This window comes from Dysgonomonas termitidis (genome assembly GCF_054657735.1).
Genome location: NZ_BAAHYD010000003.1, coordinates 440,393 through 463,837 on the forward strand (window position 1 = coordinate 440,393; position 23,445 = coordinate 463,837).

The following is a 23,445-nucleotide window of genomic DNA, read 5'->3' on the forward strand; positions in this document are numbered from 1 at the left end:
CTTTATTTTTTGTAGTTTATATACGTCTCCATATCTTTATCTCCGCGCCCTGAGAGACAAAGAACAATAACATCTTCTGCTTTGAATTCCATCTTATCTAGTGCTCCTAAAGCATGAGCTGATTCTATAGCCGGAATGATTCCTTCCAACCTTGTCAGTTCGAAGGCAGCCTGCATTGCTTCGTCGTCTGTTACGGCTAATACTTCCGAGCGTCCAGTCTGAGCCAAATGGGCATGTATAGGGCCGATGCCCGGATAATCGAGTCCGGCGGAAATGGAATAGGGTTCTTCGATTTGTCCGTCTTCCGACTGCATTATCAGAGTTTTACATCCATGTATAATACCTAGCTTTCCTAAATGAATGGTCGCAGCAGACTCACCTGAATCGATACCTTTACCGGCTGCCTCGGCAAGGACGATTCTCACATCCGGTTCATCTATGAAATGGTAGATTGTTCCTGCAGCATTACTTCCCCCGCCAACGCATGCCATTACATAATCGGGCGTTTCGCGGCCTTCCTTTTCAAGCAGTTGCTTGCGGATTTCTTCACTGATAACCGATTGCAGGCGTGCAACCATATCGGGATAAGGATGAGGTCCTATGGTAGAACCGATCACGTAGTATGTGTCTGAGGGGTTGGAGCACCAGTCGCGTATGGCTTCATTTGTTGCGTCTTTAAGAGTCATATTGCCGCTGGTAACGGGAACTACCTTCGCTCCCAGCATTTCCATTTTCTGCACGTTCAGTTTTTGGCGTTCTACATCCGTAGCTCCCATATATACAATGCATTCGAGATTCATCAGGGCACATACTGTAGCAGTAGCCACTCCGTGTTGTCCCGCTCCGGTTTCTGCAATGATGCGGGTTTTTCCCATCCGCTTCGCGATCAGTATCTGGCCTATTGCATTGTTTATTTTATGGGAACCTGTATGATTAAGATCTTCACGTTTCAGGTATATTTTACAGCCATGTTTTTGGGAGAGTCTTTCTGCCAGAAAAAGAGGAGAGGGGCGGCCTGCATAGTCCCTTAACAGATCATTATATTCTTTCCGGAATAATGGGTCATTAATTACTTCCAGATAAGAGTTTTTTAATGTTTCCACATTGTCATAGAGTATCTCAGGAATGTAAGCACCTCCGAATTCTCCATAAAAGCCATTTGAGTCAACTGTAAATTTTTCCATTTTATATTGTTTTTATTTTTTTCTATCATAAAAAAAGCCTATCGTGAGTACGACAGGCTTTGTATCTTTATAAACTTTCATTTTAATACATACCAGATTGGCTCACGACTTTTTGAGTTGAGAGTGCCACCACCAATATGCATTTGTTGATTGAAAATTCATTCCGCTTCCTTTTTGTTTTCACAAAGATATAAAAAAAATGAAACGAACAAATAATGATTTATATTTTTTATCTTAGCATAATGTTTAATTATAAAAAATATATCAATCATGCGCAATCTCTCAATTATTCTTTTAATCCTTTTTTCATTAACACTGACAGCACAAAACAAGACTCTAAAATATAATAATAAAGGTATTTTCAAAATATTACAATTTACGGACATTCATTATCAAAAAAATAATCCGGCTTCTGCCGTCGCGATTGAGTTAATAAATGAAGTATTGGATGCAGAGAAACCGGATTTAGTCGTTTTTACCGGGGATATTATTTATGCAAAACCTGTGATAGCGGGACTTGATGATGTTTTTACCCCGGTTATAGAAAGAAAGATACCGTGGGCATATATTTTTGGTAATCATGATGATGAACATGGAATGTCCCGGGCGGAACTGATGGATTATGCCGTAAGTAAACCTTTCTGTCTGGCCCAAGCCGGAGACAAATCATTGAAGGGTATAGGTAATTATATACTGGAAGTGAAGTCTTCGAATGAAAGCAAGAATAGTGCGATCCTCTATTTCTTCGATTCAGGCGCATATACTCCTGTAAAAGGCCTGGGAACTTACGATTGGTTTGCTTTCAACCAGATAGAATGGTATAGAAGTCAAAGTGCCGCATATACAAAAGAAAACGGAGGAGTTCCTTATCCTGCGCTGGCCTTTTTCCATATTCCATTGGCAGAATATCCTCAAATGAAGGCTGAGAAATACGATCAGCTGATAGGAAGCAAAGATGAGAAAGAATGCAACGGAAAGCTGAATACAGGTATGTTTGCAGCTATACGCCAGGCAGGGGATGTAATGGGTACATTTGTAGGTCACGACCATGATAATGACTACATAGGCAATTACTATGATATATATCTTGCTTACGGCCGTTTCTCAGGTGGCAAAACGGAGTATAACAATTTAGGGAAGAACGGATGCCGGGTGATAGAGCTGAAGGAAGGCAAGCGGGAATTCTCTACTTATATCCGTCTGTTGGGCGGAGAAATACTGTATCTGGTAGAGTATCCGGCAACCTTTGCTGCAACGAAATAACAGCCAGACTTATAACAACCTGAATGTATAGCCCTGTTCTTTCAGCCATTCGATGCTGCGGGGCAGGGCATATTTCATATTCTTTTCGGCTTTCAGTGAATCGTGGAATACTATTATAGAGCCGTCACGAGTATATTTCTTCACATTTTCCAATACCCTTTCAGGAGTCATCAGTTTACTGTAATCCCGCGTTACCACATCCCACATAACGATTTTGTAGTATCTGCGTAATGTGAAGAACTGCGGTATCCTCATATGTCCGTGAGGCGGGCGGAACAGATCCGATTCAATATATTCCGATGCCAGCTTCGTATTTTTCAGGTATCTCTTCGAGAACGTTCTGATCCCCTGGATATGGTTGAATGTATGGTTACCTACCCGGTGCCCACGGTCGAGTACCATCTTGTAAATGTCCGGATGCTTTCTCACATTGTCCCCGACACAGAAAAAAGTAGCCTTGATGTCGTACTTATCCAGCAGGTCGAGTACCCACGGGGTGATTTCGGGTATCGGCCCGTCATCGAATGTGAGATATATTGTTTTTTCACCTTCAACAGGCTTTCTCCAAAATGCTCCCGGAAAGAGCATACGGTATATAAATGGGGGCTGTTCTATAAACATGATAAACGTTCAGAGAGGAGGATTTCCGGAAAGCTCCCGGAAATCCTTTTATCCATCTTGTTTTATTTGCTATAATATTTTTGTAAAAGCTCAGGCTTGTATTTTTGCATCATTCCTCCGATACGTTCTATCTTAGATTCGGCATCTTTGCGTAGGGCTGTGTCGCTTTCGGTCATATACAAACCTCTCATCGAAATGCGCATCAGATAGTCGAGTGGGTGACTCCTGTCGCTAAAACTGACCCTGTTGCTCATAAACAGTTCGGCATTTGCCATCACTTTTTGCAGATATGCTTCGTATCTGGCCTTATCGTAGCGTTGGTATGTATCCAATATCTGGATTTCTGTATTTACCAGATCCCTGATTTCCGATGTGCAATTGATCATAAGACTCTGCTTCATGCTTGCATACCACTGCAGGCTGCCATCGACCCGGTACAGGATCTCATCGATTACTTTCTGTGCCTTTTCCGTTTGTCCGAGTTCATAATAAGCATCTGCAAATGAAACAGACTCTCCGCCACGGGGAACCGTATTGGCCGGGATAGCTTCCATACATCTGTCCAGCGCCTGCAATGCCTTGTCGTTCTTTCCTTCCATCAGCAGGGCTGCAACCAGGCGGTCAAACATCAGGCGGAATGTGCGGCACATCCTCAGGTTGTTTTCATCCAGATATACTTTCGGATTTTCGATGCCTCCCCATTTGTATTTGTTTACCATATTGTCGAACATCACTTCGGTATTTACACCTGTACTGTCTATAACTCCCGGTGTGATGCGGTAATTGATACCTTCCAGCATCGACTGGGCGGTAAGTTTTAATGGTGGTTCACCGATGGTTACGGCATAATAGATAGGACGCTTCCAGTCATCTTTATTGATATTGTACAGCATGTCTATAATCATCATTTCCTGACGATATATACCGCCCTTATTGTCTCCAAGATTAAAGATAAATTCAGGCTTTGGCCTTGTCCCCAATGCATTCCAGTCTACTTTCGATTCATCAATTGGCATTTTGAAAATGCTGGAAGGGATTATGATTCCATTCTCAACATACGGATTGCGTGGTGCATAATTGTCCATTGTTTTCAGGATGTTCAGCACCTCGCTTACTTCCATCGTATCTTTGAATGCCTGCGTGTCGTAATAGTCGGCATAATTGATCCTTCCGGCCCAAGCTGACGATTCTTTCGTATTTTGCAAATCACGGGCCAACAGGCGCTCTATATCACGTTTGGTGAATACATATGCCGATTGTCCTTTATCACCATGATAGCGGTCTTCCTCCCATTCTATTGGCAGAGGAGGTGAATCGTATGCCTGACGGCGCATTTGATCCACATACCAGTCGGTTTGCAGGTAACTTAAGTTACATACGCGCACATCGGTGCGGAATCCTTCTACTTCCTGCGCATACCACAGAGGGAATGTGTCGTTATCGCCCATAGAGAACAGGATACTGTTCGGCTCGCAACCACGCAGGTAATTCATCCCGAAGTCACGCATCGTGTACCTGTCCGAACGGTCATGGTCGTCCCAGTTCTGTCCCGCCATTTGTATAGGAACCAATACGGTAATTACAGTCGCTATGGCGGCGGCAGGAGTTTCCGGTAATACTTTCTTTAACAGGCGCCAGATAAATGCAACCCCAAACCCTATCCAGATACAGAACGCATAGAACGAGCCTGCATAGGCATAGTCACGTTCCCGCGGCTCGAACGGTTGCTGGTTGAGGTATATGATAATGGCGATACCGGTCATAAAGAACAGCATGAATGTAACAAGGAATTGTTGCTCGCCTTTTTTTCCTCTTGTCAATTGGAAGGCTATACCCAGAATCCCGAGTATAAGAGGCAGCATATAGTATTTGTTATGGCCTTTGTTTTCTGCTATATCGGGAGGCAGGTTGCCCTGAGGGCCACGCCCGAGTAATTCATCCACAAAACTGATGCCTGTGATCCAGTTGCCGTTACTAGGTCCTCCGGTTGCCTGAACGTCATTCTGGCGTCCTGAGAAGTTCCACATGAAATAGCGGAAGTACATAAAATCCAACTGATAATCAAAGAAGAATTTCAAATTCTCGAACATTGTCGGAGGTACGGAAGTATCTTTTATATCCGCCCATATCTGATAACCGAGCAGATGCCTGTCTTCGGTAGAATACATGCGGGGCAGTAACATGGTATTGGTGTAACCATAAGTAGGGATAGTACCTGTTACCACATACTCGTCCTTTTGGTCTGGTGATTTTTTTACAACCTTATCAAAACTTTGTTTTTCACTCACAGGTGGTTCGAGGCGGCCATTGGCGTCTCTTTTTTCGGAAGAAGCATATGTCTTGCCATAGAATAACGGCCTGTCGCCATATTGTTCACGGTTGAGGTAACTGGCCAGTGTAAATACGTTTTCCGGAGAGTTCTGATCCATCGGTGTATTGGCGATGGAACGGATAGGAATGAGTGCAAACGATGAATATCCTATCAGGATCACCATCAGGCAAAGAATGGTTGTATTCAGAAACCTGAAATTGATTTTCTTGTAAAAAATGCAGAATCCGATAAGGCCTCCCAGCAATACTATCCAGAGTAAGATATTGTCGCCGATAAATGTAACACCGCTTAATGCCATGCAAATCACAAATGCTGCTTTAGCCCTGCCCAGACTGCCTTTGGCCGAAAGGGTTTCATAAAGCCCCCATATGATGGATATTACGATCAACAGTATATATGTGAGAGCACCTGTGTTGTATGAGAATCCTAATCCGTTGACGAATAGTTTTTCAAACCAGCCGCCTACTTTGGTAAAGCCCGGAATGATACCGTACATCAGTATTACAACCAGAAACAGGGAGCCGGCCAAAGCTATTAATGTACCTTTAAGGTTTACATTTTTCGATTTCTTAAAGTAATATACCAGAACAATGGCAGGGATACACAGCAGGTTGAGCAGATGGACGCCGATAGACAATCCCATGGCATAAGCTATAATTACCAGCCATTTGTCGGAGCCTTCCTTGTCCGCTCTGTTTTCCCACTTCAGGATCAGCCAGAAAACCAGGGCGGTAAACATGGACGAATAGGCGTAAACTTCTCCTTCTACAGCCGAAAACCAGAATGTATCGGTAAACGTATATGTCAGAGCCCCGATAAGACCGCAACCGATGATAGCGATAAGCTGTCCTAAAGACATTTCCTGTTCGTTGTCCGTGTATATTAGTTTTTTAGCAAGATGGGTTATTGTCCAGAAAAGGAACAGGATCGTTGCTGCGCTTAACAATGCCGACATACTGTTTACCATCATTGCCACCTGCGAAGTATCAGAAGCGAATAATGTGAAAAACTTACCGGTGAGCATAAAGAAAGGCGCACCCGGAGGATGGCCGACTTCAAGCTTAAAGGCGGATGTGATAAACTCACCGCAGTCCCAGAAGCTGGCTGTAGGTTCGATGGTCATTAAATAAACAATAGCGGCCACTGCAAAGCTAAACCAACCAAAGACGTTGTTTATCAGGTTATATTTCTTCATAATTGAAATTCGTATATGATAATAATCGTTTATTAAACGGTTGTTCTTTATACATTTGGGTGCAAAGATAGTTAAAACACTGAAAGTATCGATTCGAGCTGCTTTGTTTTTATTTATCAAATTGAAAAACTTCTTAAAATCTATGATTACGGATGCTCCCTGTCTATAATTAAGTTACGGAATAAATTGATTGCATCATTTTTTTATTGATAACTTAAGTACCTGCTGTATGTTTTAATCTTATTGTTTGAAAAAGGTAACAGATATATCAGTTAACAGTAAACAGTCATCAGTCAATAACTCGTAAGATGTAAAACTTTGCGCCTTTGCGTCTTTGCGTGAAACAAAACAAAACGCCAGCCAACTTGTAACTCGTAACTGCCCGCAGGGCGAAGTAACCTGTAACTGTTAAAAGGTAACAAAGGTAACAGTATTTTCAGTGAACAGTAAACAGTCATCAGTAAACAGTATCGTGGTTTGTCATATACTCTGTCCATTTCCAAATTTTTCGTCTTCTTCGCTCGCGCAGACGTCCCGTCTGTGTGTTGCGTAGCAAACATTTTTGCCCTGTCAACAAGACACGACTGGAAGTCCGCGCCAGCGGGTTAACTTTTCAGTTAACAGTCAACAGTTAGCAGTTAACAACTTGTATCCCGTATAATTTTTCGTTCTTCGCTTTTGGCTCCGCCGATTTTCAATTCGTTCTTCACTTTTCGTTTTTCACTTATTATTTACCCCTTCTTCAATCCGTTCTCGATGTATATCCCGGCGGCAGGAACGGATAGAGATTCTTTGGTTTGGGCTTCTCTACCGGAGCGGCAGATGGTTGAGCGACAGGCGGCTGTTCCATAGCTTGCCCCTGCTCATTTTTCACTTTTCGTTCTTCACTTTTTGTTTTTCGCCCTTCCTCTTCCAGTTCCTTGTCCACGGCCGCCACTACCTCCGGATTGAGCGAGCCGCCCGGACGGAAGCCGTTTCCTTTCAATATCATCAACTGACGCCTGGTTTCTTCGTCCTGTACTTCAATGACCAGCGGATGGCGTTCCGATGCAAGCAAGCGGTCTCTGTCCTTCCTCCTTTCCTCCCGATCGAGTACGTACTTTATCGCGCGGATGCTCGGCGGGCAGAATTTTTTTTCCACTACACGGCATTTCTCCACCTCGTTCAGCGGATCGTTCTTATCGGGGATGTAGGTGACCTTCTCTTTTTTCTGCATGTATCCCTCGAGCAGTTGTTTCAGTCCGATACGTGCCGAAGCTACCATCACCTCTTCACGGTGGTCGATGGCTTCTTCCACCGCTTCACCGAAATCAGGTTTTGCCTTTTTCCATTCATAAAATGTCTTGCGGCTGATCTTGAATGTTTTGCATATTTCGGAGATACTGCACAAGTCCTGTTCTATCATCCGGATAATCTCCGATGCCGTTTTTTCTTTATACTTCATAAGATACTTAAATATTAATGTTAATAATCAGTTTCTTATATAGATAAAGATATTTGGTTTTGATAAATTTAGTTACGAGTTTGCCTCGCCTTCGCTTCGGCGAATGTTATTTCTGCGCCCTTCGGGCAGTTACGAGTTACAAGTAACAAACAGACGATATACAAGTTGATAACTGATGACCGTTTATATTATCCTCGTAAACGGTGTCTTGCTTGAAAAGCAATCCTTCTTTTTGCTTTGCAACACACAGACTGCAAATCTGCGCAAGCGGGGCCAAGAATGAGGACAAATCGGGGAGGGTGCGTGAAATATGAAAGTTTTATAAAGAACGCTTATATGATTAAAAAAACGGACGTATATTTGTAACGGTTATGAACAAAGCATTACTCAGTATAGGTACAAACGAGGACAGGGAATCGAACTTAAGCCTTTGCCATCAGTTTCTGGATAATATATTTACAGATATATCTTATTCCGACACCTCTGTTACCATGCCTTATGGCACTACCTACAGAAACGATTTCCTGAACCAGCTTGCCGTTATCTACACAGACAGGGACATGGACGAAGTTATCCGCTTATTGAAATCCATAGAAAAGGATATGGGGCGAAACGGAACCGATAAAAAAAACGGCATCGTAAAAATAGATATCGACCTTGTAATATGGAATAATAATGTATTGAAACCGGAAGATTTTACCAGAAGTTATATTGCGGACCTGCTGGCCAGTATGGATAAGTGATTATCTCCACAACCGGGACTTTATTTTCTCCAGTAACTTTTCACTGCCATCATTGAACTTACGCGCAAAATAAGGGTATCGTTGTCCGTATTCATCGTTGAACTCGATATGGCTCTCCAGAAAATCAATATGACGTTCTTCTATTGTGGCCGGAGGAACAGCAACTTCCCAATCCGTATAGGTAAGACTTGCGGCTGTATTTTGCAAGAATGGCGAGTTCCCGATAATTGTCTGGAAAAAGGCCTCGTCAGGCACTAATGTATGGCGGAAGAAGTCCGCATATCGCTTATCTTCTTTTGCTGTAGTCAAAATATAACGTACACATTCACGGGTGAGGGCAAACCATTGCGTACCGGCATACACCCTGAACGGCGCTTTCCTTTTTATCTTTAGCTTCTTAAGTAATACTTCGGCCAGAAACTTAGGGTGGTAATACTTCAGGTTACGGCGGTCGTAATCGAAGTAATAATATTCATACCGTTCCAACGGCTTAAATGGAACCGGCACAGGAGCAATATCCATATATTCTTTCCCCTTTTCCAGCTGTTTGTAAAGGAATCCCTTAGACCTTACAGGATAATCTACCCCGCTAACCAATATATAATAATCAGCATCGGACGAAGACGCCACACCATGTTCCATCAAAGCCAAAGTGGCTTGTATCATACTGAATCCGCCCCAGTTGATATCGATACGTTCCGGAATGATTTCCACGTTCTTATACTGCGGAGCGTATTCCTGCACAACCTTTCTGTCCAGATGGATATAAAAAGTGCAATCCGCGCCATTCAGGGCATTTATCAAACGATCTAAATGCCTGAAATTGTTATGAGCTAATATAAGATAGCAGATTTTCACTGAAAATAGTTACGAGTTACTACACCCTAGGGCAGTTACGAGTTACAAGTAAACAAGATACTAGTTGTTTACTGTCTTATCTTTTCCTCTTGGTGCTGTTAGACTTATTCCTTTCATTCAATTGCTGTTGCTGAATTTTCTGAGCCTCTGCCAGACGAGCCATGAAGCCCGATTTCTTTTTCGGTTTTGCTTTATTAGCTTCCAGCTTGGCCAATACTTTATCCTCGTCTATTATATACCGGAATCCGATTGTCAACAGGATAGTTACCAAAAGCGAAAGAAAATAGTAATATGTAAGTCCCGACGGGTAATCATTCAACATGAAAAGGAAAATCAACGGCATCAGATACATCATCCATTTCATTCCCGGCATTTGTTGCTGTCCGGTATTGGTCATTTCCATATTGAACTTTGTATAAATGATATTGGTCACCGTCATCAGGATACAGAACAAACTGATATGCGTACCTATCAATGGAATATGGTTTTTCCATTCTATAATGGCATCATATGTGGAAAGATCAGTAGCCCAAAGGAAACTTTGTCCGCGAAGCTCTATTGCATTCGGGAAGAATGAGAACAGCGCAATCAATATCGGCATCTGCAACAACAACGGAATACATCCGCTCATCGGGTTTACCCCCGCCTTATTATAGAGTGCCATTGTCGCCTGCTGTTTCTCCATCGCCTGCTCCTGCTTAGGATATTTGGCCCCGATTTCCTCTACCTGAGGACGTAATACGCGCATTTTGGCCGACGACATAAACGACTTGAATGTGAGTGGAGATATTACCAGTTTTACAATTATAGTCAGCAACAGGATAACAATACCCATCGACATCCCCGTACCTCTCAATAAATTAAAGATCGGAATCACGAAATACTGGTTCACCCAGCGGAACAGCGTCCAGCCTAGCGGAACAAGTTTGTCCAGATCAAGCTGCTTGTTCACATCGCTTATATGGCTGTCATATCCTTTCAGCAAAGTGAACGACATAGGCCCCAGATAATAGGTGAATCCGGCGCTTATGGTTCCGGCATTCATGTCTACTGTTGCCGGAGCATATATTGTAGCCTCGCATGTCTTCAGATATTCACTGTTTTCATCCGTTACCAAAACTTTGGAATCAAGAAGTGCGGTTTCTATTTTCTCATCAGCGATCAGGATAGGTGCAAAAAACTGATTCTTGAAAGCAATCCATTTGGCTGGTTCTTTCACTTCCAGTTGTTCGTTTTTATCACTGCTTAGTTCCTTCACATCACCTCCTACATACTTGTAGTAAATGTGCGAATAACGTTGTTCGTTTTTCACGCTTTTCTCCTGCCGGCGCATCTTCTGCGCCCAGTACAGCTCTATCACATCCGATTTATTCCTGTCCAGCATCGGTTGCAATCCAACCAGATTGACATCATATTTCAGCATATAATCATCATCTGCCAGTTTATAGAGAAAATCGACATGTTGGTTTGCGGCATATGAAAAACGCATGATAAGAGAGTTATCTCCTTCGGTTTTAATCGGCGTGAATACCAGGTTATTCGTATGCAGCACCTTATTTTGCTTATTGGTCAACTGAAGCGAAAATTCGGTATCGTTATTGAACAGATACAAAGAATCTCCATCATACCGGGAATATTCTTTCAACTGTGCGCTTACCATCTTTCCTCCTTTGGTAGAGAAAACAACTTTCAGCTTGCTGTTTTCCAGCGTTATCAACTGCTCTGCCTGCTGTGAACCCGGCTGTACCGAATCCATTGCCGTAAGAGCAGAATCTGCCTCCTGAACGGGAGCCGTAAAGAAATCATCCACCGGATTCTCTTTCTTCACTTCTGTTGCTGTATCTTTCAGGTTGGCCAGTTCTTTTTCCTGTTCCCTGGTCTGCGCATATTCTATCGAGTCTCTCCGATATTGTTCTTTCTGCTTAGCAAGTTCTTCCGCCGAAGGTCTGCTCAGTAACGTAAATCCAATGATTACGGCAGCGATGAGTACAAACCCGATAATCGTATTCTTATCCATTTATAGTTTTTATAAATTTAATATTTGCGATTTTTCCTTTCAATTTCTATTGGGCGTTTTGCATGACCCGGCATAATCAAAATAAATTTTGCTTCTGCTCCCGCCATTTAAAACGTTCAATCTTATTTTTTCTTATTGTCAATTACTGCTTTTATAAAGCTGATGAACAAAGGATTAGGTGACACTACCGTACTGTTGTATTCAGGATGGAACTGTACACCCAGATACCATTTCTTTCCGGGGATTTCCACGACCTCTACCAATCCCATGTCCGGATTTGTTCCGGTACACTTCATTCCGTTCTTTTCGAAATCTTCCTTGTAATCACCGTTGAATTCGAAACGATGGCGGTGGCGTTCTTCTACCAGCTTCTTGCCGTATGCTTTATACACCTGCGAACCTTTTTCCAATTCACATTTATAGGCTCCCAGACGCATTGTCCCTCCCATATTGGTGATATTCTTTTGTTCTTCCATCAGGTCGATAACCTTGAATGGTGTATGAGGATTCATCTCCGTTGAGTTAGCATCCTCCAGTCCCAGTACGTTGCGGGCAAATTCGATAACCATGCATTGCATACCCAGACAGATACCGAATGTAGGCACATCATGCTCGCGGGCATATTTCAGTGCCTGTATTTTCCCGTCCACACCGCGCTGTCCAAATCCCGGAGCAACAACTATGCCATCCATGGAACCGAGCATCTTTTCCACATTGTCTGCGGTCAATTTGTCAGAGAGTATAAAATGTAAATCGAGCTTGCGATCATTGTATATCGCTGCCTGCAACAACGATTCGTTGATAGATTTGTACGCATCCGGCAATTCGACATATTTACCGACCAGTGCGATGCGAACCGTCTCTTTGGCATGTTTTTTCTTATCAAGGAAATCGCGCCAAGGCTGCATTACCGGTTTATCCCCGATAGGCATACCCAGTTTACGCAACACGATTTCGTCCATATTCTGCGCCTGCATATTCAATGGCACTTCATATATCGTAGGCACATCCACCGATTGCACAACGGCATCTACCTCCACGTTACAGAACAATGCCACCTTTTTCAGAATGTCTTTATTCAACGGGTGTTCGGTACGGAGAACCAGCATATCGGGCTGTACTCCTTCCGACTGCAATTGCTTCACGGAATGCTGTGTAGGCTTCGTTTTCACCTCTTTCGCCGCGGCGATATACGGCACATAAGTAAGATGCACACACAGGCAGTTTTTACCTAACTCCCAACGTAACTGACGCACACTTTCGATGAAAGGCAATGACTCTATGTCACCCACTGTGCCTCCGATTTCAGTAATTACAAAATCGTAATCATATCTTGTGCCCAGCATTTTGATGTTGCGCTTTATTTCATCTGTGATGTGGGGCACGATCTGCACGGTTTTCCCCAGGTAATCACCTTTACGTTCTTTATTTATCACATTCTGATAAATACGTCCTGTGGTGATATTGTTGTCCTTATGTGTGGGCTGATTAAGAAAACGCTCGTAGTGACCGAGGTCCAGGTCCGCTTCGTGACCATCGACAGTCACATAGCACTCGCCATGTTCATATGGATTTAGAGTTCCGGGGTCGATGTTGATGTATGGGTCCAGTTTCTGGATTGTCACTTTATAGCCCCTTGCCTGTAGTAGTTTACCTAACGAGGAGGCTATAATACCTTTACCTAAGGAAGATATAACTCCTCCTGTTACAAATATATACTTCGTATTAGCCACGACTTTTCGTTTTATATTTTTTAGACTCTAAAAAGAAAGCACAAAAGTACAAAAAATATTTAGATACATTGTTTAATTTTTGTTTAACAGTAACCATTAAGATTCCTATTCACAAAAATTAAACATCTTGATCGGGATATTTTTATTACTTTCGTATCTGTAAAAATCATGATAGACCAAGGTACAATAGACCGTATAATGGACGCTGCTCAAATCGTTGATGTAGTGTCGCAGTTTGTCACCCTCAAACGAAGGGGGATAAACTATGTGGGCTTATGCCCTTTCCATACAGATAAAACGCCATCGTTTTATGTTTCTCCAGCCAAGAATATTTGCAAATGCTTTGCCTGTGGCGAAGGGGGTACGGCTGTTCACTTCATTATGAAGCATGAACAACTTTCATACTACGAAGCATTAAAGTATCTGGCCAGGAAATATAATATAGAGATACAGGAGCGTGAATTCACCGATGAACAGAAACAGGCATACAATGAGCGGGAAAGCCTCTTTATCCTCAATGATTATGCCCGCGACTATTTCGTCAACACTCTCCACAACCATCTCGAAGGTAAATCCATCGGATTAAGCTACTTCAAAGAGCGTGGTTTCAGGGAAGACATTATCGAGAAATTCCAACTTGGATACAGTCTCGAACAAAGGGATGCCTTTGCGCAGGAGGCATTAAGAAACGGCTATAAAGAAGACTATCTTGTAAAAACGGGACTAGCCATAAAAAGCGAGCATAACAATCAGCTGATAGACCGTTTCCGTGGCCGTGTCATGTTCCCTGTGCACACATTATCGGGAAAAGTAATCGCTTTTGGCGGACGCATCCTCAAGAAAGCGGAGAATACAGGTAAATATGTCAATTCGCCCGAAAGTGAGATATACCATAAAGGAAATGAGCTATACGGCATTTTCTTCGCTAAGCAGGCCATAACTAAGGCCGACTGCTGTTATCTGGTGGAAGGCTATACCGATGTTATTTCCATGCATCAGGCAGGAATTGAAAATGTTGTCGCATCTTCAGGGACAGCATTGACAAACGGGCAAATACGGCTGATTCACCGTTTTACGGACAATGTCACTGTTATTTATGACGGTGACGCCGCGGGAATAAAAGCGGCATTACGGGGAATAGACCTGCTTCTCGAAGACGGCATGAATATCAAAGTAATACTGCTGCCCGACGGGGAAGACCCGGATTCCTTTGCCAAGAAACAAAATGCGGAATCGCTGACTAACTATATCAAAGCCAACGAGGTCGATTTCATGCGTTTCAAGACAAAGCTATTACTCGAAGAAGCCGGAAATGACCCTATCAAGCGGGCCGCCCTTATTTCCGATATAGTAAACAGTATTTCCATTATACCCGACAATATTATACGCACAGTCTATATCAAAGATTGCAGTATCCTGCTGGATGTAGACGAGCGCATCCTGGTACAGGAGGTGACAAAGAAGCGTTTGGCTTATCTCGAAAAAACAGCTCCGCAAAAAATGGAAGACGAAATGCGGGCTGTCAACAATGACTTGTCACAACCGATAATCCACAACAAAACAGGAGTAAAGAAAATACCGATAGACAAATTCGAACTGGCCATACTTTATTACGTAGTCCGCTTCGGAATGGAAATAATACTGGAAGGAGGGGAAACAAACCCTGTTACCGGCGATATGCGGACTACTGTAATAGACTGGGTAAAATTCGACCTTCAGCGCGACGGATTCTGGTTTACCAATCCTCTCTATACGCTGATGCTGGAAGAAGCGATAGGCCGATCGGTAGATGAGACGTTTATTCCTTCCCGCTATTTTCTGGCGCATACCGACGCGCAGATTAGCAAAATAGCTGCGGAACTGGTTAGCGACAGGTATCAGTTAAGCAAACTGCATCTCAAACAATTCGGAGAAAATGTAAAAAAGGAAGATACCCCGCTTGCCGAAGAAAAGCATTTGGGGAAAGATGTCCCGCGCATAGTCACAGAGTTGAAGAATGCATACATAACCGAGAGGATAAAGGAGATAAAGGATGAAATGGCGGTCAAACAAAAAGAAGGGAACTGGGACACGGCCATAGAACTTATGCAGCAGATCAAAGAACTGGAAGAAGTAAAAAAAGCACTGGCAAAGGCTCTGGGAGAACGGATCATCCTGAGATGGTAATTGCCCGGATAATAACACAAGCACTATATCGTTCTATAATAAACAAAAAACGTAAAGAATCCCTATGAAAACATCCTTGAGACTACTGGTTATTTCAATTATAGTGCTGACAAGCGGCAATGCAAACGCGCAGTTCTTTGTGCAAAAACAAAAGTATGTCACCTTTCAGATAAGGGGAGGAATGAATCTCTCCAATGTTTCGGCATGGAAGAACGAATACGGGTTCAAGAGTGGAAAAGTCAGGTTCGGATATAACTTCGGAGGTATTGCCGATATCACTTTAGGCAACGATGTTTATTTACAGACAGGACTTAGCTTCACCACCAAAGGAGCTAAAGTGAACAGGCTGTCTACCGCCATGGGAAATATGGAAGCAAAAATGGAGGCAATGTATATCCAGCTGCCTATCTATTTCACATATAAGTTCAACTTCCCAAACAATACCCATTTCGGCTTTGCCATGGGGCCGTATGTAGCTTACGGAGTAGCAGGGAAGACAACGCTGACCTCGCTCGACGGCACTCCCGAAAGTAACAAAGGTAATACTTTTGCCGGTGACGGGCTATGGAACAGACCCGATGTAGGACTGGGGATAGAATTACAGTCCGAATTATCGAGATTCGTTTTCATTATCGGCTCCGATACGGGCTTTACCCGAATATGGAAAAGAGATATGCTAAATGACAATCTCAAAGTGAGAAACAATAGTGTCTATCTCTCGTTGGGTATAAAGATATAGTAAGTGAAGTTATAAGTAAACGATATACGAGTAGAAAAATACAACTTTCAACTAACTGTTAATTATTTATACTTCAGCCATTTCAGCATTTCCATAAAAGAAACCTTCTTTCCATACATCAGTATTCCGACACGGTATATTTTCGCTGCCAGTTTTACCATCAGGACAGATGTCGCAAACAATAGTACAACAGATAATGCCAGTTCCCACAAAGGTATCTCGAACGGAGCGCGGACCATCATCACCACAGGAGAGGTGAACGGGATCAATGAACACCAGAATGCCATAGCCCCTTCCGGATTGCGGGCGGCCGCGAAGCCTGTATAAAACGCTACCATCAGTATAATCATAACAGGCATGATAAGTTGCTGGGCTTCCTGCGAATCATTCGCTCCCGAACCGAACATGGCAAACAAGGATGCAAACAGAAGATAACCCCCGGTAAAATAAAGGACAAGACATATTGCGACCTGCGTCCAGTTGATGCTGAAAAAGCCATTGAGGAAGGAGGTCATTTCAATATTGCTGCTTTTCATTAAAGCCATTGCCTGCTGTGCGTCCGCGGAGGCGCTCATGTTCATATTGACGCCGAAAACCATCTGGACGGCAATCATCACTCCGCCTCCGATAACAAGCCATACGATCAACTGGAGAAGCCCTACGAGCCCTACCCCTATTATCTTGCCCATCATCAGGTCGAAAGGCCTGACGGAAGAAATAATAACTTCTATAATACGGTTGCTCTTTTCCTCTACCACACTCTGCATCACCATAGAGCCGTACATCATGATAAAGAAAAACATACAGAAGGTGAGCGCCGTTCCGGCAATGGTCGCTATTTCCCCCAGTGTTTCCGTCTCCTTCCCTGTCTCATCCCACCGGATGGTAGATATGCGGATTTTATCTTTAGACTTCAGTATTTGCTGCAAATCGGTCACTACCTTCGGCTCAAGATTACTCTCTGAGGTAAAATCGTCAATTTTTTTATTCCTTACCGCTTCGGTCAGTACATCATTGATATATGCCGTCAATTCGCGGGGAGGCTGTTGTTTTTCCGAGAAGAATGTAACCGCATTGGGATTCTGATTCAAATCCCCGTTTATCTGCAACAGGGCTGTCCCCTTTTCTTTACCGGTCGCAGTAGTGTCAGTAGCAGACACCTGTACAAACTCATAGTTTTTAGACGATTCGAACAAGTTGGAATACAATCCTGTGTTGTCTATTACATAGACCTTCTTTATGTCATCATTATCGCTTACCATCATCAGTATAGTAGGCAATGCAACTACAGCGGCAAAAAGGAAGGGAGTCAATAATGTGGTCAGGATAAAAGCCTTTGTCTTTACCCTGGAAGAGAATTCTCTTGCTATAATCAATTTAAGTGCTTTCATTCGGCTGGTTTTGACAAGGTCGCAGACCTGTTTATTACTTTTGTTGTAAAACGACAATCGCAGGTTAGATTGGATAATATATTGCTAAACTTCATCTATTGCTTACTGCTTGAATAAAAATATCATTCATGGAAGGTAATTCTTCCTCAAAAGAAATAATCTCATATTTCCGGGCAACTTCCTGTAACAGATCGGAGTTGGACGCTTCGTCATTTCGCTGGATGCGTACTTCGACCGAATCCTTATCCGCAGACTGTGACAATACGGTAAAATGAGCGGATTCCATCCCGAAGCTATCGCCTGATACATTCAGCCTGAAAATGTGCTTCCTATACTGCGCACGTATCTCTTTCACATTCCCCTGCAAAACAACCTTCGATTTATTGATCAGGGAAATCTCGTCACAAAGCGCTTCTACCGATTCCATATTATGAGTAGACAGGATAATTGTTTTGCCTTTTGCTTTCAGTTCGAGAAGTTCATTTTTAAGCAACTCCGCGTTTACCGGGTCGAATCCGCTGAAAGGCTCGTCAAGGATATATAAATCAGGCTCGTGTATTACCGTGGCTATGAACTGTATTTTTTGCTGCATCCCTTTCGATAATTCCTCCACTTTTTTGTTTTCCCATGACAGAATATCGAATTTGCGGAGCCAATACTGCGTTTTCTCGTGTGCATCGTCAACAGACAGACCCCTCAGGCGTGCAAGGAAAACAATATGCTCACCCACTTTCATCTTTTTGTACAGGCCTCTTTCTTCGGGGAGGTAACCTATGTTGAAAATATCATCGGCGACAGATTCCCTGCCATTGATAAAAACCTTTCCCTCATCGGGGGCCGTTATTCTGTTTATTATACGGATAAGTGACGATTTGCCGGCGCCATTCGGTCCCAGCAACCCATAGATACAGCCTTTGGGAACCTGCACACTTACCCCGTTAAGAGCGGTGTAGTTTCCGTACTGTTTTACGATATCCTGCGTTTCAAGATACATCATTCTGATCGATATTAATTTTGCATAACTATTTATATAGTTAGTCGGTGAATATTCTATAAAATCACAAAAGAATAAAAAAATAAGGAGATATGCGAATGTATGAACGTCAATTTAGAGCAAATGAAAATTGGCAACGTTTCAGTCAACAGTCAACAGTATTTCACGCAGAGACGCTAAGACGCAAAAGGTAACACCGAAAGCAATTAAGAATTAAGAATGAAAAATTAAGAACCAACAGTCAGCGGAGCTAATTCTTTTCCTTGCAGATTCTTATATTCTCTTTGTCATGTTGAACGAAGTGAAACATCTCCCAAATCGAAGGAGATCCTTCGTTTCACTCAGAAACAACGTTCGGCAGAGCGAAGCGGAGCCAATGACAGCAGAAAATAACGCCCGCTAACGCGGACTTCCAGTCCGTGTCTTGTTGTAAAAATGTTTGCTACGCAACGCACAGACGGGACGTCTGCGCGAGCGAGGGCTCTCGTATCTTTCTCCAAAAAGGTAACAAAGGTAACAGTATTTACAGTCATCAGTCAACAACTCGTAAGATGTAAAACTTTGCGCCTTTGCGTCTTTGCGTGAAACAAAACAAAACGTCAGCCAACTTGTAACTCGTAACTGCCCGCAGGGCGCAGTAACTTGTAACTATTAACAAAGGTAACAAAAGTAACAGATATATCAGTGAACAGTAAACAGTCATCAGTTAACAACTTGTATCCCGTATCCCGTATCCCGTATCTCGTTTACTTGTATCTTGTATCTCGTATCTCGTATCTTGTTTACTTGTAACTCGTAACTGCCCGCAGGGCGCAGTAACTCGTAACCGCTTTAATCAATACTTCAAAGAACTATCAGCTATCAGCCAACCGCTGACAGCTTACTATATAGATAAACTTTTTTAAAAAGAGTAATTTTCGTGCGTTTGCCCTAATTACTTATCTTTAAAAGCTGTCTCCTCCGGCAAAAAATTGTACTTTTGCAAAACCATCATTTTTCGCATGCATGATATTAGAGCGTTTGTCCATACTCAACTATAAGAATATAGAGCAAGCCGAGCTTACTCTGTCGCCCAAAATAAATTGTTTTCTGGGAAGTAACGGTATGGGAAAAACAAATCTGCTGGATGCGATCTATTACCTGTCGTTCTGTAAAAGCCACAACAACCCCATCGACTCGCAAAACATCCTGCATAAAGCCGAATTCGCTGTTATACAAGGCTGGTACGAGATCGGGGATAAACAGGAAGAATTCTTTTGCAGCCTGCGCAGGAAACAAAAAAAGCAATTCAAGCGGAACAAGAAAGAATACGAACGGCTGTCGGACCATATCGGCTTATTGCCGCTGGTAATGGTTTCGCCATCCGACACGGAACTGATAAACGGAGGAAGCGATGAGCGCCGTAAGTTTATGGATTTATTCCTTTCGCAATTCGATAAAGAATATCTGTACTCGCTTATCCGGTACAACAAGGCTCTGCAACAGAGGAATGCATTATTGAAGGTAGACGCTCCTGTCGACGATACCCTTTTCGACCTGTGGGACGAACAGCTTGCCGGCGAGGGAATGATTATCTACCGGAAAAGGAAGGATTTTATTGATAAATTTATTCCTACATTCCAGAAGTTTTATGATTTTATCTGTTCTTCGAATGAGAAGGTGGAGTTGAAATATGAATCACACTTCGAAAATCCCGATTTTCCGGAATTGCTTAAATCGAGAAGGCAGAGGGACAGGATCTTAGGCTATACCACTGCAGGCATACACAAAGACGATCTGGATATGCAGATGGACGGTTACACCATTAAGCGTGTAGGTTCGCAGGGACAGAATAAAACCTATGTGGTGGCATTGAAACTGGCGCAGTTCGACTTCCTGCACAAAGCCACCGAGACTACCCCTGTATTATTGCTGGATGATATTTTCGACAAGCTCGATTCGTCCCGGGTGGAACAGATCATCAAGCTGGTACTGGACAAGGATTTCGGGCAGATATTCGTAACCGACACCAACCGCGAGCACCTGGATGAGATACTCTCCCGCACAAACAGCAACTATCATCTGTATGAAGTAGAAAAAGGCGAAGTAATCCAAAAGAATATTACGCTATGAGAAAACGGAATACCGAAAGCATAGGGGAAGTCCTGAGGCAGTACTTTGAAGAAAATCCATTCATAAGACGCAAACTGGCTGAAAGCAGGGCTGTTACAGGTTGGCCGCAATTGCTCGGCAGGATGATTAATTCATATACGACAAACATTTACCTGCGAAACGGTGTTCTTTATGTGTCTTTGAGTTCATCCGTTCTCCGTTCCGAACTATTGATGGCAAAAGACAGGCTTATTGCTAAATTGAATGAACATGCGGGTATGCATGTAGTAAATGATATCATATTCAGGTAAATCAAGAGCCTGTTTAAATTTTAGCGAAAATTTCTCTAAAGGCTCTTAAAAAAATCTTAGCTGCTTTTTTATATTCTTTTGAGCGCCTTTTTACTTTTCCCTTTTGATTTAGCCCGCTAAATCCGCAAGGGAAAAATCAAAAATACATCTTAAAATAATTATAAAAAGGTTCAGCTATAAAATTTAAACAGACTCTAAAATGAAAGAAATAAAACCCGAAACGTTTAAAGAAACGCTTCCTATTCAAATCCGCTTTAGTGACATAGATGCTTTAGGGCATATCAACAATAATGTATATTTCAGTTATTTCGACCTCGGCAAGACTACATATTTCGAGACAGTGAAAGGTAAATCCGATATCAGCTGGACAGACGGGCTGATTGTAGTTGCCCATATCGAAGTCGACTTTCTTTCGCCTGTGTATTACAGGGAAGGTATTGTGGTGGACTCGAAAGTTACCAGACTGGGAGATAAAAGCGGGATATTCCTCCAGCAAATAAGAAATGTAAAGAACGGGGAAATCAAATGCCGGTGTAAATCTGTTTTTGTAACATATGATGCCCATACTCAGGCGTCAATTCCGATTCCCGATACATGGCGGAAAATCATATCGGAGCATGAGGGACTGGAAGAAGAGAAAGTGCTGGCAGAATAAAACAACGAGTGCATGTTAACTGGCTGTTGACATGCACTCGTTCTGTTTTCCGGTTTTTTCCCCGCTACCGCCCGCCCGCTTGTCGCATAACGGGCAGGCACAAGACCTGCCCCTACAGAAGCCATAAAGCCTGTTGTCTTTTAACAGTTACAGTTTACAGTACAGGAGGTTGTTTCCTATTCTGTTGAGTTTGATGATTAAAATTTTTTATATAACAGAAACAGTGTAACTTTGACGGGATAAACAGAGGAAATTAAGATATGCAAGGAAATAATATTATAGCGGCTATATCTACTCCGGCCGGTGTAGGAGGTATAGCCATTATCCGTTTATCCGGAGAAGGGTGTATCCGGCTGGCCGGGTCTGTATTCAAGCCGTATGGAAATAAAATGCTTGGAGAGCAAAAGGCAAATACGATTCATTTCGGGTCTATAATGAAAGATGATACAGTATTGGATGAGGTACTGATTAGTCTTTTCAAAGCTCCGCATTCATTTACCGGTGAAGATGTTGTGGAAATATCCTGCCATGGATCTGTTTATATACAGCAAAATATTTTGCAATTGTTGATATCCAAAGGTGCGCGTTTGGCACAGCCGGGAGAATTTACGCAACGGGCGTTCCTGAATGGTAAAATGGACTTATCGCAGGCTGAATCCGTGGCTGACCTGATTGCTTCATCATCGGCCGCTGCGCACAGGCTGGCGATGAACCAGATGCGCGGGGGATTTAGCAATAAATTGATCGAACTTCGTACTGAGCTTCTGAATTTTGCATCCCTGATCGAACTGGAACTCGATTTCTCGGAAGAGGATGTTGAATTTGCGAACAGGGAGCGGTTGAAGGAAGCAGCTTATGATATTGAACTTCATATAAGTAAACTGGCTGAATCTTTCGAGGTGGGAAATGCTGTGAAAAATGGTATTCCTGTTGCTATTATCGGCGAGACGAATGCTGGTAAGTCAACCTTGCTGAATTTGCTGTTGCATGAAGAAAAAGCTATTGTTTCCGATATACATGGAACAACCAGGGATGTGATAGAGGATACGATTAATATACAAGGACTGGCATTCCGTCTGATCGATACTGCCGGAATACGTGATACGACTGACGAGATAGAAAGCCTCGGTATAGAGCGTACATTTAAAAAGATCGAACAAGCTAATATTATCCTGTGGATAACGGATGTAGGAACGACAGATGAGCATATCCGGGATTTGGCTGAAAAAATACTGCCCGCAGTGAAGAATCAGAAGCTGATTCTGGTGTTTAATAAAGTTGATATGATTTCTGCTGAGAGAAAAGAGAATAAAGAGAGGCTGCTAAGGGAAGAAATCCCGGATCGTATCTTCATCTCGGCAAAATATGAACAGGGAACGAATGACCTTGAGAGTTTGCTTGTGAAGGCAGCTGATATACCGGAAATCGGGGAACAGGACGTTATCGTTACCAATATGCGTCATTATGCGGCCTTGGAGAATGCCTTGTCTGCAATAAGGAGAGTAGGGGAGGGCTTGGATTTACATTTGTCCGGAGATTTTCTTTCGCAGGATATCCGGGAATGTATGCATTATCTGGGTGAAATAACAGGACAGATATCTACTGATGATATATTGGGTAATATTTTTAGTAAGTTTTGTATCGGAAAATGATAAGTGATCAATATTAATCAAAAATAATTATCAATCATCACAAAGTCACCATTTTA

Annotated in this window: 17 protein-coding genes; 8 read left to right on the plus strand and 9 right to left on the minus strand. The window is 42.8% G+C overall.

From position 1 onward, the window contains the following. Window positions 1-2: 2 nt before the first annotated feature. Window positions 3-1,184: a tryptophan synthase subunit beta gene (gene trpB, locus ACYQ3L_RS23065; RefSeq protein WP_379993556.1), complete on the minus strand. Its 1,182-nt coding sequence runs from the start codon at window positions 1,182-1,184 to the stop codon at window positions 3-5. Window positions 1,185-1,454: 270 nt separating this feature from the next. Between trpB and ACYQ3L_RS23070 the strand changes: the two genes are divergently transcribed. Further along, a complete protein-coding gene (locus ACYQ3L_RS23070; RefSeq protein WP_379993555.1) occupies window positions 1,455-2,447 on the plus strand; it encodes a metallophosphoesterase family protein in 993 nt (330 codons plus the stop codon). 9 nt (window positions 2,448-2,456) lie between these two features. Here the strand turns inward: ACYQ3L_RS23070 and ACYQ3L_RS23075 are convergent, their stop codons facing one another. From ACYQ3L_RS23075 to ACYQ3L_RS23085, 3 genes are all read right to left on the minus strand, one after another. Then, on the minus strand, window positions 2,457-3,068 hold the full coding sequence (locus tag ACYQ3L_RS23075; RefSeq protein WP_379993554.1) for a polysaccharide deacetylase family protein: 612 nt from the start codon (window positions 3,066-3,068) through the stop codon (window positions 2,457-2,459). Window positions 3,069-3,130: 62 nt separating this feature from the next. Then, window positions 3,131-6,595, minus strand: a complete 3,465-nt coding sequence (locus tag ACYQ3L_RS23080) for a DUF2723 domain-containing protein (RefSeq protein WP_379993553.1) — start codon at window positions 6,593-6,595, stop codon at window positions 3,131-3,133. Between the two features lie 742 nt (window positions 6,596-7,337). Then, window positions 7,338-8,039 (minus strand): helix-turn-helix domain-containing protein, encoded by a 702-nt coding sequence (locus ACYQ3L_RS23085; RefSeq protein ID WP_459952487.1) that lies wholly within the window; start codon window positions 8,037-8,039, stop codon window positions 7,338-7,340. Between the two features lie 371 nt (window positions 8,040-8,410). Here ACYQ3L_RS23085 and ACYQ3L_RS23090 point away from each other — a divergent pair, with 371 nt between their 5' ends. Then, window positions 8,411-8,782: a 2-amino-4-hydroxy-6-hydroxymethyldihydropteridine diphosphokinase gene (locus ACYQ3L_RS23090; protein ID WP_379994275.1), complete on the plus strand. Its 372-nt coding sequence runs from the start codon at window positions 8,411-8,413 to the stop codon at window positions 8,780-8,782. Here ACYQ3L_RS23090 and ACYQ3L_RS23095 read toward each other — a convergent pair whose 3' ends face one another. The 3 genes from ACYQ3L_RS23095 to pyrG form a co-directional block, all read right to left on the minus strand. Continuing rightward, on the minus strand, window positions 8,783-9,640 hold the full coding sequence (locus tag ACYQ3L_RS23095; RefSeq protein WP_379994274.1) for a beta-1,6-N-acetylglucosaminyltransferase: 858 nt from the start codon (window positions 9,638-9,640) through the stop codon (window positions 8,783-8,785). 76 nt (window positions 9,641-9,716) lie between these two features. Then, window positions 9,717-11,657, minus strand: coding sequence for a membrane protein insertase YidC (gene yidC, locus ACYQ3L_RS23100; RefSeq protein WP_379994273.1), 1,941 nt, complete (start codon window positions 11,655-11,657; stop codon window positions 9,717-9,719). A gap of 122 nt (window positions 11,658-11,779) precedes the next feature. Further along, window positions 11,780-13,390: a CTP synthase gene (gene pyrG / locus ACYQ3L_RS23105; protein WP_006801149.1), complete on the minus strand. Its 1,611-nt coding sequence runs from the start codon at window positions 13,388-13,390 to the stop codon at window positions 11,780-11,782. Between the two features lie 168 nt (window positions 13,391-13,558). Here pyrG and dnaG point away from each other — a divergent pair, with 168 nt between their 5' ends. Together dnaG and ACYQ3L_RS23115 are read left to right on the plus strand one after the other, a co-directional pair. Then, window positions 13,559-15,556: a DNA primase gene (gene dnaG / locus ACYQ3L_RS23110; RefSeq protein ID WP_379994272.1), complete on the plus strand. Its 1,998-nt coding sequence runs from the start codon at window positions 13,559-13,561 to the stop codon at window positions 15,554-15,556. A gap of 64 nt (window positions 15,557-15,620) precedes the next feature. Then, window positions 15,621-16,295: a porin family protein gene (locus ACYQ3L_RS23115; RefSeq protein ID WP_379994271.1), complete on the plus strand. Its 675-nt coding sequence runs from the start codon at window positions 15,621-15,623 to the stop codon at window positions 16,293-16,295. Window positions 16,296-16,357: 62 nt separating this feature from the next. Here the strand turns inward: ACYQ3L_RS23115 and ACYQ3L_RS23120 are convergent, their stop codons facing one another. Continuing rightward, complete coding sequence (locus ACYQ3L_RS23120; RefSeq protein ID WP_379994270.1) at window positions 16,358-17,686, minus strand: ABC transporter permease; 1,329 nt, start codon at window positions 17,684-17,686, stop codon at window positions 16,358-16,360. 91 nt (window positions 17,687-17,777) lie between these two features. Next, window positions 17,778-18,683 (minus strand): ABC transporter ATP-binding protein, encoded by a 906-nt coding sequence (locus tag ACYQ3L_RS23125; protein WP_379994269.1) that lies wholly within the window; start codon window positions 18,681-18,683, stop codon window positions 17,778-17,780. 1,002 nt (window positions 18,684-19,685) lie between these two features. Here ACYQ3L_RS23125 and recF point away from each other — a divergent pair. The 4 genes from recF (at window position 19,686) to mnmE (ending at window position 23,389) form a co-directional block, all read left to right on the plus strand. Then, entirely contained in the window at window positions 19,686-20,792 is a 1,107-nt protein-coding gene (recF, locus tag ACYQ3L_RS23130) for a DNA replication/repair protein RecF (RefSeq protein ID WP_379994268.1), read from the plus strand. After that, on the plus strand, window positions 20,789-21,082 hold the full coding sequence (locus ACYQ3L_RS23135; RefSeq protein WP_379994266.1) for a DciA family protein: 294 nt from the start codon (window positions 20,789-20,791) through the stop codon (window positions 21,080-21,082). Before recF ends, ACYQ3L_RS23135 begins: the two co-directional genes overlap by 4 nt. A gap of 199 nt (window positions 21,083-21,281) precedes the next feature. Further along, window positions 21,282-21,737, plus strand: coding sequence for an acyl-CoA thioesterase (locus tag ACYQ3L_RS23140; RefSeq protein ID WP_379994265.1), 456 nt, complete (start codon window positions 21,282-21,284; stop codon window positions 21,735-21,737). Window positions 21,738-21,997: 260 nt separating this feature from the next. Then, window positions 21,998-23,389, plus strand: coding sequence for a tRNA uridine-5-carboxymethylaminomethyl(34) synthesis GTPase MnmE (gene mnmE, locus ACYQ3L_RS23145; protein WP_379994264.1), 1,392 nt, complete (start codon window positions 21,998-22,000; stop codon window positions 23,387-23,389). Window positions 23,390-23,445: the final 56 nt, after the last annotated feature.